At 46.6% G+C, this 14,061-nt stretch carries 21 protein-coding genes; 18 read left to right on the forward strand and 3 right to left on the reverse strand.

The window, feature by feature from the left end:
* Position 1: 1 nt before the first annotated feature.
* The 6 genes from AYO36_RS04245 to AYO36_RS04270 all read left to right on the forward strand — a co-directional run bounded on the left by AYO36_RS04245 (position 2) and on the right by AYO36_RS04270 (position 3,361).
* Positions 2–631: a cytochrome c oxidase subunit 3 gene (locus AYO36_RS04245; protein ID WP_023468827.1), complete on the forward strand. Its 630-nt coding sequence runs from the start codon at positions 2–4 to the stop codon at positions 629–631.
* 1 nt (position 632) lies between these two features.
* Positions 633–962: a cytochrome C oxidase subunit IV family protein gene (locus tag AYO36_RS04250; protein WP_064299605.1), complete on the forward strand. Its 330-nt coding sequence runs from the start codon at positions 633–635 to the stop codon at positions 960–962.
* A 131-nt stretch (positions 963–1,093) separates the two neighbouring features.
* The gene (gene ctaG / locus AYO36_RS04255) at positions 1,094–1,999 is read left to right on the forward strand and encodes a cytochrome c oxidase assembly factor CtaG (RefSeq protein WP_023468825.1); all 906 of its coding nucleotides are present in this window, start codon (positions 1,094–1,096) and stop codon (positions 1,997–1,999) included.
* 18 nt (positions 2,000–2,017) lie between these two features.
* On the forward strand, positions 2,018–2,479 hold the full coding sequence (locus tag AYO36_RS04260) for a DUF420 domain-containing protein (RefSeq protein ID WP_064299606.1): 462 nt from the start codon (positions 2,018–2,020) through the stop codon (positions 2,477–2,479).
* Positions 2,480–2,491: 12 nt separating this feature from the next.
* Positions 2,492–3,097: an SCO family protein gene (locus AYO36_RS04265; protein WP_064299607.1), complete on the forward strand. Its 606-nt coding sequence runs from the start codon at positions 2,492–2,494 to the stop codon at positions 3,095–3,097.
* Positions 3,098–3,103: 6 nt separating this feature from the next.
* Positions 3,104–3,361 carry a hypothetical protein gene (locus tag AYO36_RS04270; protein ID WP_064299608.1) on the forward strand — a complete coding sequence of 86 codons (258 nt, stop codon included), beginning with the start codon at positions 3,104–3,106 and terminating at the stop codon, positions 3,359–3,361.
* A 146-nt stretch (positions 3,362–3,507) separates the two neighbouring features.
* Here the strand turns inward: AYO36_RS04270 and AYO36_RS04275 are convergent, their stop codons facing one another.
* The gene (locus AYO36_RS04275) at positions 3,508–3,858 is read right to left on the reverse strand and encodes a YugN family protein (protein ID WP_023468821.1); all 351 of its coding nucleotides are present in this window, start codon (positions 3,856–3,858) and stop codon (positions 3,508–3,510) included.
* Positions 3,859–3,968: 110 nt separating this feature from the next.
* On the reverse strand, positions 3,969–4,736 hold the full coding sequence (locus AYO36_RS04280; RefSeq protein WP_231681737.1) for an ATP-grasp domain-containing protein: 768 nt from the start codon (positions 4,734–4,736) through the stop codon (positions 3,969–3,971).
* Positions 4,737–4,837: 101 nt separating this feature from the next.
* On the opposite strand from AYO36_RS04280, the gene AYO36_RS04285 reads away from it, so the two are divergent.
* Genes AYO36_RS04285 through AYO36_RS04305 form a run of 5 tightly spaced genes read left to right on the forward strand, consistent with a single transcriptional unit; the run spans position 4,838 to position 7,674 of the window.
* Positions 4,838–5,278, forward strand: a complete 441-nt coding sequence (locus AYO36_RS04285; RefSeq protein WP_029342155.1) for a YlbF/YmcA family competence regulator — start codon at positions 4,838–4,840, stop codon at positions 5,276–5,278.
* Positions 5,279–5,302: 24 nt separating this feature from the next.
* Positions 5,303–5,560, forward strand: coding sequence for a YlbG family protein (locus AYO36_RS04290; RefSeq protein ID WP_023468818.1), 258 nt, complete (start codon positions 5,303–5,305; stop codon positions 5,558–5,560).
* A gap of 46 nt (positions 5,561–5,606) precedes the next feature.
* Positions 5,607–6,188 (forward strand): 16S rRNA (guanine(966)-N(2))-methyltransferase RsmD, encoded by a 582-nt coding sequence (gene rsmD, locus AYO36_RS04295; protein WP_082202518.1) that lies wholly within the window; start codon positions 5,607–5,609, stop codon positions 6,186–6,188.
* Positions 6,185–6,676 (forward strand): pantetheine-phosphate adenylyltransferase, encoded by a 492-nt coding sequence (coaD, locus tag AYO36_RS04300; RefSeq protein ID WP_029342153.1) that lies wholly within the window; start codon positions 6,185–6,187, stop codon positions 6,674–6,676. Before rsmD ends, coaD begins: the two co-directional genes overlap by 4 nt.
* Positions 6,676–7,674 carry a SepM family pheromone-processing serine protease gene (locus AYO36_RS04305; RefSeq protein ID WP_064299609.1) on the forward strand — a complete coding sequence of 333 codons (999 nt, stop codon included), beginning with the start codon at positions 6,676–6,678 and terminating at the stop codon, positions 7,672–7,674. Before coaD ends, AYO36_RS04305 begins: the two co-directional genes overlap by 1 nt.
* Here the strand turns inward: AYO36_RS04305 and AYO36_RS04310 are convergent.
* Complete coding sequence (locus AYO36_RS04310) at positions 7,647–8,798, reverse strand: tRNA(Met) cytidine acetate ligase (RefSeq protein WP_064299610.1); 1,152 nt, start codon at positions 8,796–8,798, stop codon at positions 7,647–7,649. The two genes, AYO36_RS04305 and AYO36_RS04310, sit on opposite strands and share 28 nt — an antisense overlap.
* A gap of 156 nt (positions 8,799–8,954) precedes the next feature.
* On the opposite strand from AYO36_RS04310, the gene AYO36_RS04315 reads away from it, so the two are divergent.
* From AYO36_RS04315 to ftsL, 7 genes are all read left to right on the forward strand, one after another.
* Positions 8,955–9,479, forward strand: coding sequence for a YceD family protein (locus AYO36_RS04315; RefSeq protein ID WP_023468813.1), 525 nt, complete (start codon positions 8,955–8,957; stop codon positions 9,477–9,479).
* Between the two features lie 46 nt (positions 9,480–9,525).
* On the forward strand, positions 9,526–9,699 hold the full coding sequence (gene rpmF / locus AYO36_RS04320; protein ID WP_012370841.1) for a 50S ribosomal protein L32: 174 nt from the start codon (positions 9,526–9,528) through the stop codon (positions 9,697–9,699).
* 83 nt (positions 9,700–9,782) lie between these two features.
* Positions 9,783–10,592 carry a ketopantoate reductase family protein gene (locus AYO36_RS04325; protein WP_064299611.1) on the forward strand — a complete coding sequence of 270 codons (810 nt, stop codon included), beginning with the start codon at positions 9,783–9,785 and terminating at the stop codon, positions 10,590–10,592.
* Positions 10,589–10,945: a DUF3397 domain-containing protein gene (locus AYO36_RS04330; RefSeq protein WP_023468811.1), complete on the forward strand. Its 357-nt coding sequence runs from the start codon at positions 10,589–10,591 to the stop codon at positions 10,943–10,945. Before AYO36_RS04325 ends, AYO36_RS04330 begins: the two co-directional genes overlap by 4 nt.
* A gap of 29 nt (positions 10,946–10,974) precedes the next feature.
* A complete protein-coding gene (gene bshC / locus AYO36_RS04335) occupies positions 10,975–12,537 on the forward strand; it encodes a bacillithiol biosynthesis cysteine-adding enzyme BshC (protein ID WP_064299612.1) in 1,563 nt (520 codons plus the stop codon).
* 161 nt (positions 12,538–12,698) lie between these two features.
* Entirely contained in the window at positions 12,699–13,637 is a 939-nt protein-coding gene (gene rsmH / locus AYO36_RS04340; protein WP_064299613.1) for a 16S rRNA (cytosine(1402)-N(4))-methyltransferase RsmH, read from the forward strand.
* Positions 13,638–13,650: 13 nt separating this feature from the next.
* Positions 13,651–14,037, forward strand: coding sequence for a cell division protein FtsL (gene ftsL, locus AYO36_RS04345; RefSeq protein ID WP_029342145.1), 387 nt, complete (start codon positions 13,651–13,653; stop codon positions 14,035–14,037).
* Positions 14,038–14,061: the final 24 nt, after the last annotated feature.

Genomic DNA, 14,061 nt, shown 5'->3' on the forward strand with positions numbered 1-14,061 from the left:
GATGGGTCATCATTCAGTACCGAATAACCCGATCACGGGTATTCCGGATCATGTTGAAAAAGCAACACTTGAGGGTAAGAATAAATATGTAGCCTTCTGGTTCTTCCTTGGAGGAGAGACGACTTTGTTCGCCTCTCTCTTCGGAACATACATCGGACTTCATAACTCCGGTGCAAAAGAAGGTCTACGCAGTTATGACATCTTCGAAATGGGTCTCGTCTTCATCATGACGATGCTTCTCTTGACGAGTTCATTAACAAGCGTTCTTGCCATGATGGCAATGAAACGTAATGATGTGAAAAAGATGAAGCTTTGGCTCATCATCACATTACTTCTCGGTCTTGGATTCTTAAGTGGTGAGATTTATGAGTTCAATCACTACTACCACATTGGTCACACGTTCACATCGAGTGCATTTGGTTCTGCCTTCTATACACTCGTCGGATTCCACGGTGCGCACGTCTTGTTCGGTCTTCTCTGGATCTCGACACTTCTCATCCGGAACTGGAACCGTGGCATCACGGTCGTGAACGCGCCGAAGTACTATGTTTCAAGTCTTTACTGGCACTTCATTGACGTCGTCTGGGTCTTTATCTTCTCAGTCGTCTACCTCATGGGGATGGTGAAATAAGATGGAAAAACACGAACCACAACTTACGCGTAATCAAATCGAACTCGAGATGAAAGCGGAACGTAGTCGCGAGACACAACTGCAACTCATCAGTTTCGCGCTCATGATCGTCTTGACACTCATCGCGTTCGGTGCTGTCATGGCTGAGCTCATGCCGCACTGGGCAGCTGGTGGTTTCTTGATCATCATGGCCATCGTTCAAGTTTATCTTCAACTTTATATGTTCATGCACATGAACAATAAAGGCAACACATGGATCAAAGTCATGATGGGTCTCGGTGTATTCGTCGCCTTGACGATTGTTGCGACGCTTCGTCTATTGATCTGGTAAGAAATGTGACCATTCTGCTAACGTTTAGCAGGATGGTCTTTTATTTTGGAATCGTTTTATGAGAAACCTTTACAATGAAATAGGGGAACGGTAATCTTAGTTTGTAAGAGAAAGGAACGGGGTGAAAAAATATGTTAGGCAATTTAAGGGGAGCACTTTCGCAATTCGAATGGACTGTCTTATGGAGTCCGTATTATGCGTTGATACTCGTTGGATTGTATATCCTATATGCTGTCGTGACAGAAAAGTTGCGTCGTCCGGATGAGCCGGAAACAACGCTTGGGCAAAAGTTTTCGATGCTCGCGGCACTGATCGTTTTTTACATCGGTTTTGGAAGTCCGTTAGACCTGCTAGCACATATCACGTTCTCAGCACACATGCTGCAGATGGTATTCGTCTATATGGTCGCACCGCCGCTCTTGTTGATTGCGATACCAGAGTGGCTTTATAAGCGCTTGTTCGATACACCGTATCTTGGGAGGATTCTTCGCTTCTTCATCAAGCCGCTGATTGCACTTGTCGTCTTTAATGCCTTGTTTACGTTCTATCACATGCCATTTATTTTTGATTATGTCTTGACGAACTATACCGTTCACCGTCTGTTCCACGGAACATTGATTTTCTTGAGTATGACGATGTGGTATCCGATCATTGCACCGGTCAATGAGGCGGACAGTCTTTCTGACCTGAAGAAGATGGTCTATATCGTGGCAAATGGTGTGTTGTTGACACCAGCCTGTGCCTTCATGATCTTCAGTCAAAGTTTTCAGTATCAAGCGTATCAGGATCCGGCGACGTTCGCGAAAGTACTCGCTTACTGTATGCCGAACAATGATTTAAGCGGATTGAACCTGGAACGATTGCTCGGAACGACAGATGACTTATTAGAGGACCAACGCTTTGGTGGTGTCCTCATGAAGCTCGGTCAAGAACTCGTGTATGGTCTATTCTTCGGACTGACCTTCTTTACATGGGTGCGCCGTTCAAAAAGTACTGCCGTGGATGAAGGGATGTCCTTCACACCAAAAGCGGATTAAATTGGAGGAAGTTGGAACATGAGTTATTTGCCGTTGATTTGTGTGTCACTGATTGTCATCAGTGCGATTTTCGTAGCGATTGGCTGGTTTTTGATCGCCCAAACGCGTCGTAACATGAAAGCTCACCAAACCGTGATGACGATTGCTGCTGCACTCGCTTTATTATTCTTCATCATGTATGCCTTGCGGACGATTCTGCTCGGTAACACAGCCTTTGGCGGTTCAGAATCCGTCAAAGCCTACTACACAGGATTCTTGATCTTCCACATTCTTCTTGCGACATCTGGTGGGGTGCTCGGTTTGATGGCACTCTATCACGCCTATAAGAAGAACTTTGCACGTCACCGTAAAATCGGACCGGTTGCCTCAATCGTTTGGTTTTTGACAGCCATTACCGGTGTGATCGTGTATTGCTTACTATATGTCGTCTACGATCCGGGTGAGACGACGAACGTATTCCGGGCGATCTGGAGTCATTAAGGGGGAGCCAACTTGAAAAAGAACAGTTACTTGACGGTCGCTGCCGTCGTCCTTATCTTAGTTGCGGCAGCCGGGGGATATTATTATTTTTTCATGAAAGAAAAGTTACCTGTCATCGCTGAACCGACACCATTTGAATTAACGAATGCCGTAGATGGAAAATCATTCAATTCGGAAGACGGAAAAGTCAAAGTTTTGACGTTCTTCTACTCGAACTGTCCTGATATTTGTCCATTGACATTAAATGATTACCGTAAGCTTGAGAAAAAGCTTCGGAGCGAAGAATTGTACGGAAGTGACGTCGAACTCGTCGCAGTGACGGTTGATCCAAAAGTGGATACACCGAAAGTCTTGAAAAAGTATGCTTCGAACTTTGAAGCAGATGCTAAGGGCTGGAAAGTATTGACGGGAGATCCAGTCGTCATCGATCGTTTGACACGTCAGTTGAATTTCTATTACTCGAAGGCTGAGAGCGGCTTAGTGACACACGGAACACAAATGTTCATTTTGGACCGTGATAATAAAGTACGGGCGATTTCATCTATGGCGAAGACACCGGATGAACCGGTCGACTTAGAAGAGGTCATGTCTTCGGTCACACAATTAGCAAAGGAGTGAAAGTAGATGACTTATGAAGAGTACATGCAAGGAGATGTTACCGTCTCTATTCAAGCCATCGAGGAATTACTTGCTTGTGCGATCGAGGATTATGGAATCCATCACTCCCGGATCAAACGGATGGACCGGGAAGAGATTGCATTTAGCGTAAAGGTCAGTGCACCGGCAACGTCACTTCACGCACTTTATCTTCATGTACGCGAGCAGCTTGGGATTCAGCTTGGAGACGATGTCGTATCTTATGTACAATTCGTCGCGCGTTAATAGCTGTTTCGTGTATTTTAAGGAATAACAATCAGGTGGACAGAACAGCTAATGACTTCGTAGATGATGCGAGGTCGTTAGCTTTTTTGTTTGGAATGAAAAACAAAAAATAGAGGCTCCTTAATTGGAACCTCTACGTGTGGATCTTATTTTTCGAGTGTTTCGAGCAATGCTGCTAAACGACGTTCGCAGTCTTTGACGATTTCCGGAGGGAACGTCTCATCATACTCGACACCGTGTGGATAGTAGTGTTTACCGAGAAGTGGTGTCATCATACGAACGACAGCATGGCGGTCTTCAATCTCACCTTGGATCGCATAGACAGGAACACGCAGGTAGAATACTTCACCTGTTGATTGTTTTTCATACTTCATGTCGTACATCGCGCGTTCGTAATCCCATTGTCCTTCACGAACGAAGCGGTGATGTTCCATGATTGTTTCGAGAAGACCGAACTTCAGTTCCTTGCCTTCAATACCATATTGTTCAAACTTCATGTTTGAATCCCCCTATACCCCAGTTTGCTAGTAGATACTAGTCTTTCCAAACTATCATACCATAATGAATGAAACGATGACGTAAAAGATGTGAAGTCATTTTGAAGAATTCATGAACTTCCATATTTTCGTTCGACATATTCAAGAATCGTATCCGGTGCGTGGATACCAAGGTGATTCAGTCCTTCTCCACCGAAGAAGACATTGAACTCAAGAACGTACCACTGTCCGTCACGGATGATGAGATCAAAACCGGCGTGATCGATATCGAGCTGTTTCGCGAGAGCGAGCACGAAGTCGATTGCTCCTTGTGGCACATCATCAAAATCAAGGACACCACCTTGAGCGACGTTATTTAAGAACTGAGCACCACCGACGCGCCAGTACGCAGCAAGGACTTGATCGCCGACGACGACGACACGTAAGTCCTTCTCATTCGGAATGTACTCCTGAATGTAGAACGTCTCGTGTGTATCCGTGTATTTCTTCCAGTCTGTTTCATTTTTGATGAGATGGACACCTTGTCCCATGGAGCTACGGACCGTCTTCGCAACGAACGGAAACGAAAATTCACGTAAGACACGTTCGACGGTGAATTCATTTTTTCCATAGATGCCGGTCCGAGGGATGTTATCCGGAATGACGGTTTGAAAAATCCGCGTCATCTCGATCTTGTCATGACCTAAGTGGAACGTAGCAGCCGACGGGAAAATCGGTTTTTTCATTCCGTAGATGATTGAGTGGATTTGCCAGTATTCCGGGAACAGGACGACATCCGCCTGTTCGATTTTTTTTAAGGAATCAAAGTGATAATCTGATTTGGCATGTTCCGTCTTGATTCCAATCGTCCGGAACATATTAAAAGAGAGCAGTTGCATAAAGTTCATTCCTTCCTTCTGAACAAATTATACACAATTCAACAGGCTAGGAGGGAGAGAAATGTTATGATAAGATGGTAAAGTTAAGGAGGAGATTCGTTGTGATATATACCGATAAGACGATTGACCTCATCAACGCAGCGGAAGACCTCATTCGATCTCTCGCTCAAAGTGAAACGGGGCAAGCATATAGATGTGCGAAACAAGCACAGCAAGAGTCAGTAGAGGCACAGGCTGTCATTCGCGATTTTCATCAAGTCAAGGAGGACTACGAACTCGTACAGCGATTCGGACGGTATCATCCTGACTATCAGACGATCACGAAAAAGGTCCATGAAGTCAAACGGCGACTTGATTTACAAGAGGAAGTCGCGCAGTTTAAAAAGGCGGAAAAACAACTCGAGACGTTACTCGGACAAATCAGTCTGAAGCTCGCTGGGGAAGTATCACCGCAAATTAAAGTACCGACGGGAAATCCTTTCTTCGATCAAGGATGCGCTGGAGGTTGTTCGACCGGTGGCAGCTGTAGCTGTAGCGGATAACGAAGGTGAAGGGGGTAGGCTGGCGTGATCAAGGAACGAGTGGGACTCATCGTCTATGTCAATGCGATGAAAGCATCCCGTCAATTACGCCGTTACGGGAACGTCTACTTTACGTCTAAACGTGAACGATACGTTCATCTGTATGTCGATTTAGATCAGCATGAACAGGTGATGGAAGTCATTTCGACTCTCCCGTTCGTCGAATCGATCAAACGTTCAGAACGACCGTTCATCACGGAGACGTTCGCGAACAAAAAAGGTAAAATGCCAGAAGAAGCATAATCCATGGAGCGATGAGGACATCCTCGTCGCTTCTTTGTTGAAAGGAATGAAGGAAATGCGAGTCATTTCAGGGGAACGGAAAGGTACACGATTAAAAGCAGTGCCAGGGGATCAAACACGACCGACGACGGATAAGGTAAAAGAATCCTTATTCAACGTCATCGGTCCTTATTTCAACGGAGGACGAGCACTGGATCTGTTTGCGGGGAGCGGTGGTCTTGGGATTGAATCTCTTTCAAGAGGATGCGATGAGGCAGTGTTCGTCGACCAACACCATAAAGCGGTCCAAACGATCCAAGATAACTTACGAACGACGCACTATACGGACCAAGCACGTGTTTTGAAAAAAGATGTAGCGATCGCTTTAGCGGAACTAGCATCTGAAGAGCCGTTTAAGTTGATTTATCTAGACCCTCCCTATGCAAAAGAGCGATTGACGGAACATGTCACGTACATAGAGCAACACGACATGTTGACGGACAATGGTGTCATCGTCTGTGAACATGACTCAGCGGTTGAATTGCCGGACCAGATCGGACGACTAGAAGTCGTGCGTCGACTTCGTTATTCCGCTGTCATCTCGATCACGTTGTACGAATTCATGGAAGCGGAGGAAGACCACGAATGAAACGAATCGCCATTTGCCCAGGTAGCTTTGATCCGATCACGAACGGACATTTAGACATCATCGAGCGTGCTGTTCCGATTTTTGACGAGATCATCGTTGCCGTACTGAATAATTCTTCGAAGCAACCACTATTTTCTGTCCAGGAACGGATGGAGTTAATTGCCGATGTGACGTCGCACCTACCTCAAATCAAGGTGGATTCCTTTAATGGTCTACTTGTCGATTATGCGGCGGAAGTCGGAGCAACCGCGATCGTACGCGGTTTACGAGCAGTTTCGGATTTTGAATACGAAATGCAAGTCGCTTCCATCAACAAGAAGATGAATGATCAAATCGAGACACTATTCATGATGACGAATAATCAGTATTCCTTCTTGAGTTCTTCGATCGTTAAGGAAGCTGCCAAGTATGGTGCTTCCGTTGCCGATCTCGTACCGCCTTCTGTCGAAGAAGCGCTACGTCAGAAATATACGAAAGGAGAACTGTGATGAAAGCTTGGAAACCTGCCTTAGCAGCAATCATCGCTGCCTTGATCGTATTTTTCGTACCGCTTCCCTATTTCATTTCCTATCCAGGTGACGCGACGTCGACGGAAGATTTGATCGATGTGTCTGGAGGCGACAAGGAACCGGGAGATTTGATGATGCTGACGATCGCACAACGCCGGGCCACGCCTTACTTTCTCATTGAAAGCTTATTTCTACCGTTCTCCGAAACATCGAGTGTAAGTGATTATCTGTACGACGGAGAGTCGGACGCGCAGTATGAAACGCGTCAGAAGCTGTATATGGAAGAAGCGCAACATAACGCAACGATCGAAGCGTATGAATTGGCGGATCAAAAGGTCGATGTCGATTTCGAAGGGGTCTACGTCTCCGGCGTCATTCCCGGTGGTCCAGCCGAGGGGAAATTGAAGGCAGGGGATCGGATTACAAGTGTTGACGGAAAACCGATTACGTCATTTGAAGGTTTCATGAAGACGATTCAAGCGAAAAAAGCCAAAACAGCTGTTCCGATTCAGTTCACGCGTAAATCGGAAGACAAGAAGACGACGATTCGAGTGGATCAGTTATCTAAAGAGGTCAAGCGAGTCGGACTAGGTATTTACGAACCGCTTCCGATCTCAAACGTGACGACGGATCCTGATATTGCGTTTCAGGTCGAAGGTGTCGGTGGACCATCTGCTGGAATGATGTTCACCCTTGAAATTTATGATCAATTGACGCCGGGGGATTTGGCGAAAGGGCATAAAATCGCCGGCACGGGAACGATTGAAGAAGGCGGCAAGGTGGGACCGATTGGTGGAGCGTGGCAAAAGGTCGTCGCTGCTGACGAGGCAGGAGCAGAAATCATGTTCGTGCCAGCAGGAGAGAACTACAAAGAAGCAAAACCATCCATCAAAAAACTCGGAACGAACATGAAGCTCGTTCCGATCAAAACAGTCGAAGATGCGATTGATTATTTAGAAGAACTTCCAGCAAAATAAGGAAAGCGACGGTGTTCAAGCAACGCGTCGTAGCGAGCCAAGGGCAGTGCATATGCAGCTGTCACTTGGCTTTCTTTCGTTAGCCAAGGATGACTCGTGAAGGTGCTGAAGACGGCAGTCCGCGTTTTGATGGTTTTGAGTGCCTGTCGTCCTCGTTCTGAAAAGGCGAGGGGACGAACGAAATCAACATGGTCGTAATCGATCCGTGCGACCTCCTCTGCCGTCGTTGAGGTCAATAGATAGATCAAGGCACGCTGCAGGCTCGTCCGCGTATAACGGCGTGTTTTGACGTAATTCAGAAAGGTGTCGAACGTCGTTGCTTGTTTCGCCCCTTCCATGAGTCGTGGTGCTAACGAAGCGTCGATCCCAGCGATTCGTATCAACTCGGGTACTGGAGTCGTCAGTAGACGTTGTCGAATCCACGGATAATAGTGCGAGAAGTTGGCGAAAGAGGCGTTTGCTAAGACGTCTTCGGTCTGTTCAGGAAGTGCGAGCAGCTGACCGTGCGTCTGATGATGGGCGCGTATCGCGGTGGCGCTCATGATGTCCCCGGTTGATAAGTCGTGGTAGCCACTTCCAATCCGTTTCGTCGTGTGGAGCGATAGTGTATTTGCGGCGCGAGCATAATAATAGCCAAGGGTATTATTCGGTTGTGTTAAATCAAGCGTCTGTGAGACGCTCCTGAATGCTTGACTGGCGGCGTGAGCAGAAGAGAGGCCCACTGATAATCCATCGTGTAACGCTTCCTTGTATGCAGGTGTCTCTTCGATCTGTTCCGCTGCCGCATGCAGAAAAGGTTCGATGTCTCCACACTCGCTTCCGAACGAAAGCGACTGACAGCCGATTGTCTCGGCAATCGTCACACCACCGAGTGCAAAACGATCAGCACGTTGGACAGCAAAATAGAAGGGGAGTTCAAGAACGAGATCGATGGCACCGCTCGCGACCGCTGCCTGAGCACGTGTCCATTTATCCGTAAAGGCGGGCTCACCACGCTGCATGAACGTCCCGCTCATGATGGCGACGATGACGTCGGCATCCGTTTCCCGTCGTGCTGTTGTCGCTTGATAATAGTGTCCGTTATGAAACGGATTGTACTCTGAAATGATAGCTGTCATCCTCATGAAAACTTTCTCCTTTGCAAACCGAATTAAGTGCGGTAATATGGATAAAGACGTCCAAAAGTGTTCGTTCTCTAGCGATTTCAGTGTAAAGAAAAAACATTGACAAAACAAGATGTCCTCTCTATAATTCATATTGTTGCAATTGAGGTGATTCGGATGAAATGGTCCCTGATGCAATTGAATAAATTGCGCAATCTGGGTCAACTTCAGGTTAACGAGACGATCGAGCTCAATGAGCTAGTCGCCCTCCATCCGGATATCCGGGCGGTGCAACCTGTGCACGTTCGTGCAAATGCATCGTTTACATCGAATCAATTAATATTCAATCTTCGGATTACCGGCGAAATGACGCTTCCGGATGCCCGGACGCTAAATGACGTCGCTTATCCATTCGAGATTGAATCCATCGAGCCATTCCTGCTCGAGGTCGATGCTGTTTCGAACGAAGCAGATGACATCAACGTGCCGATCGGGAATACGGTCGATCTTCGACCGCTCGTGCAAGAATTGATTTTACTTCATGTGCCAGTGCAAGTGCATGGGGATGATGAAGAGAATCAGTTGGTTGAGGGGGAAGGCTGGACGATTCTTTCTGAAGAAGATCCAGAGGAAACCGAACCAAAAATCGATCCGCGACTCGCGGGTCTCGCTCAGTTCTTTAAAAAAGATCAGGATTCCTGATTTCTGAAGTAAAGGCGAGTGTATTTTTTCAAGGAGGTGGACAACGATGGCAGTACCATTCCGCAGAACGTCGAAAACACGCAAACGTCTTCGCCGTACTCATTTCAAACTCCGTGTACCAGGTATGGTCGAGTGCCCAAACTGTGGTGAAATGAAACTTTCACACCGCGTTTGTAAAGCATGTGGCTCGTACAAAGGTAAAGAAATCGTCAGCAAATAAGCTGATTGATCGGTATAAAAGCGACCTTCAAATCGAGAAATCGGTTTTAAGGTCGCTTTTTTCATGAAAGGGGATATGAATAGATGAATGTTGGAATCATTGGCGCGGGTGCCATCGGTTTGTTGCTTGCCTCTTATTTATCGGAAGAGCATGCAGTCACGCTTTATGTGCGACAAGAACAAGATGAGGAACGACCGATCATTCGCGATGGACAAGCGAGTCGTCTCGTACGGATCCGGAAGATTGATCGGCTCGAGTCAGAAGACTTGGTGTTTGTCGCGACAAAGTCGTATGATATAAAAAGTGTGATTCCATTCCTCGAACGGCTGACGTGTCCCGTCATGTTCCTGCAAAATGGAATGGATCATTTGAAATGGAAAGAACAATTGCCGCACGTCTTATTTGGTATCGTCGAACATGGTGCCATGCGTACTGCACCGTTTGAAGTCCAGCATACTGGAAAAGGACGCATCCGCTACGGGAATCAAGAGGTAGCGAACTTGTCGTCAAAGCAGCTGTGCTTTGAATTCGAGTCAGATATGGAAGCTGTCTTATTGACGAAGCTGTTCATCAACGTCGTCATCAATCCAGTGACGGCTTATTACGGTGTTGAGAATGGATCCTTATTAGAGATGCCTTATCGAGAAGAAGCCCGTCAATTATTTGACGAAATGCGGACAATCTTCCCGCACCATGACATTACTTATTCCGAAATCGAGCGGATCATGAAGAATACGAGCAAAAATCGTTCTTCCATGTTACGAGATCTTGAGTATGGACGACGAACAGAAGTAGAGCCGATACTTGGATACGCATTACGTCAGGCGACGACTGCGACACCACGTTTATCTTTTTATTATGAACAGATCAAACAGAGGGAGGGTCCGCAGTGACAGTCTTCATCATTTTTCCTTTATTCAGCCTGATTGCGTTGTATCTCGTCTTTCTACTTCTATTTCGGAAACATGGGAAGGCAGTTCGATTTGCACTCGACTTTGGAACATTCATCGTTCTGTATGCGATTCATGTTGCATTGATTGCCTTGACCGGAACAAATTACTTAGGGTGGATCGTCATCGTCGTGTTGTTGGTGTTTGCGTTAAATGCGCTCTGGCAACGAATTCGTCAACTTGATGTTGATTTGAGACAAATGATTCGCCACAGTTGGCGGATCATCATCTTGCTGGCATTACCTGTCCATTTCATACTGTTCGTACTCGGTATTCGTCAACTGTTCATCAGCTGACCAGTTAGGTAAGAAAGAAGGGATTTTGTTTGAAGGTACAACCATTTGAAGCCTTATACGATGATAACTCGTTGATGCATCGTGCTTCACGAGAAGAATTCTTAACATATGTCGACCACTTTGGAGAGAGTGGTTTAGCGTCGAGGAGCCGTTTGCTTGAAGAACGTCACTATCCGCATCTTGCGGCACTGACAGACGAACTCGAACGTCAAAATCCGAACATGACGGAGCGTTTGCGGGAGCGTGTCGCGAAGCTTCGTACGGGTGAAGCTCAAGTTGTCATTACAGGGCAACAAACGGGTATCTTTGGCGGACCATTATATGCGATCTATAAATTGTTAACCTGTCTTAAGGTCGCGCAGCAGGCGGAGACGACACTTGGGCGACCCGTCGTTCCGATTTTTTGGCTCGCGACCGAAGATCACGATTTTGATGAGATTAACCATGTTTACGTTCCGACAGCGGATTATCAAACGCGTAAAATCGCTGTCACACCTGCAGAATCGATTGCCCGCTCGGTCAGTCGACTCTCTTTTGATCAAGCAGCACTTCTTGAAATCATCGAAGAGGCATTCCGAGCAATGCCAGAAACGATTCATACGAAACAATTAGTTGCGCGTCTGAAGCAACTCGTTGAAGAGTGTACATCGTATGGGATGTTTTTCTCACAATTGATCGGTGAATTGATTGATTTTGATGTCGTCTTCTTTGATGCGGATACACATTCTGTCCGTGAACTCGAGATTCCGTTCTTTGAACGGTTGATTCAAGACAATGCGGAATTTAGACGAGCATTGACGGATGGTATTTCGCAGACGCAAGAGTTACCGGATACATTCTTGAACGAGGAAGCGGCGCACCTTTTCGTCGATGATCACGGTCGTCAGTTACTGTATCCGACAGCAGACGGATTCGAGACGAAACAAGGAAGGCAGTATACGGAGCTTGAATTGATCGCGTTGCTGTACGCCAGTCCGGAACGCTTCTCCAACAGTGTCGTGACGCGTCCATTGATGCAGGATTACCTGTTCCCGACGCTTGCCTATATCGGTGGTCCCGGAGAATTAGCATACTGGACACGCTTACGACCGCTCTTTCATCATCTGAATTGGACGATGCCGTTATTGATTCCCCGCATGGGTGGGTTACTCGTGCGTCGTAGCGATGAAAAACGTCTTGCTAAACTCGAGGTGTCGCTCGAAGAAATCGTCCGGTCAGGCGTTCCGATTCCGGTTTATTCAGAAGAGAAGGTGACAGGACATATGCAGGCGGCAGCGATGCTAAAAGACAGTTTCGTCTCCGAATTTCTCTCGCTCGAACAGGGTTTACTGCGGACATCGAGTAAGAGTGAGAAGATCAAGAAACAGCTCGAACAAGCAATGGCTAGTTTGCTGGTAGAAGATCGACGTCAGTTTGACCGACAGACACGGCAATATAAAGAGACGGCTTACCATCTCTTTCCTGATGGAGCGCCACAAGAGCGGATTCATTCTGTCCTACCGTGGTTAAATCATCATGGTCTTGATTTTGTGCGGGACTTAAGAACAGCCTATGAAGCGAATACGAGTGATCAACTGAAGATTTTCCTCTAAACCTGCTGAAACTAGCAGGTTTTTTCGTTTTTTTAGCGAAAATTACACAAAAGTTAAATAAATCAAGGAAACTGTCTCATTTTCGTAACGTTTTCACGAGAGAATGTGATACATTGAAAAAGAGTAACGTCCTTCAAGGACAGTGAAAGGTGAGGCAGGACATGTTTGAGCATGAAACAGTATTGAAATGGGAGTCGATCGAAGGACTCGCGATTAAACCCGACGGTATTTACGTCGATTGTACATTAGGTGGAGCAGGACACAGCGAAGAAATCGTCAAGCAATTGACGACAGGTCATCTATACGCATTTGATCAGGATGATGTCGCCCTCGCTCATGCAGCAGAACGTCTCGCGGCGTATGAAGGTCGCTTTACTTTAATAAAGAGTAATTTTGCTTATCTGAAAGAGCAGTTGGCAGCACATGGCGTCGAGAAAGTGGACGGCATCTTATTCGATCTCGGTGTCTCTTCACCACAATTAGACGAAGGGGAACGGGGATTTAGTTATAATCACGACGCACGTCTCGACATGCGCATGGATCAATCTTCTCCACTTTCTGCTTACGAAGTCGTCAATGAGTGGTCGTACAATGATCTCGTACGTATCTTCTTTACATACGGGGAAGAGAAATTCTCAAAACAGATTGCGCGCAAAATCGAAAAAGCGCGGGAAGAGCGACCGATTGAGACGACGTTCGAACTCGTCGAATTGATCAAGGATGCGATTCCAGCACCAGCACGACGTAAAGGTGGTCACCCTGCGAAACGGACTTTCCAAGCAATCCGGATCGCCGTCAATGATGAACTGAATGTCTTTGACCGTGCGGTACACCAAGCCATTGATTTATTACGTGTCGGTGGACGTCTATGTGTCATTACGTTCCATTCACTTGAAGATCGCATGTGTAAACAAGCAATCAAAGAAAAATCATCACTACCCGAGCTTCCGCCGGGGTTACCGATGATTCCCGTCGAAATGGAGCCGGAACTCCGACTCGTCACACGTAAGCCGATTACGGCTGGTGTTGAAGAGCTCGATGATAACCGTCGCGCCCGATCGGCAAAATTACGAGTTGCTGAAAAAATGAAAGAATCTTGAGAGGAGCATTCCAATGGCAGAACCACTTCGTAAATCGGTCCAAACGGTTCAACCCGTTCGTCAACAACCTGTTCAGGAACCACGAAAGACGGAAGATATCGCGCGTCGCGTCGCCGTCCGTCCGAAGTATCGCTTGTATCCCTTTGAAAAATTCTTATACAGTGCGATGATTGGTGGTCTTGTGTTATTTGGGAGTTTGACGATCAGTACGCATAACGAAGCGTATAACGTGAGCCGTGATTTAGCAAAAGAGAACCAAGTCACACAATCACTCCAAAAAGAAAATGAACGTTTACAACTAGAGGTCACGAACTTAAGCTCTCCGGAACGGATTTATAAGATTGCAAAAGAACAGGGTCTTGATATGCGTAAAGGGAACATCAAGGTGATTCCTAAATGAATCCACTGAAAAAATCCCGTTGGA

Source organism: Exiguobacterium sp. KKBO11 (assembly GCF_001644945.1).
Lineage (GTDB): Bacteria > Bacillota > Bacilli > Exiguobacteriales > Exiguobacteriaceae > Exiguobacterium_A > Exiguobacterium_A abrahamii.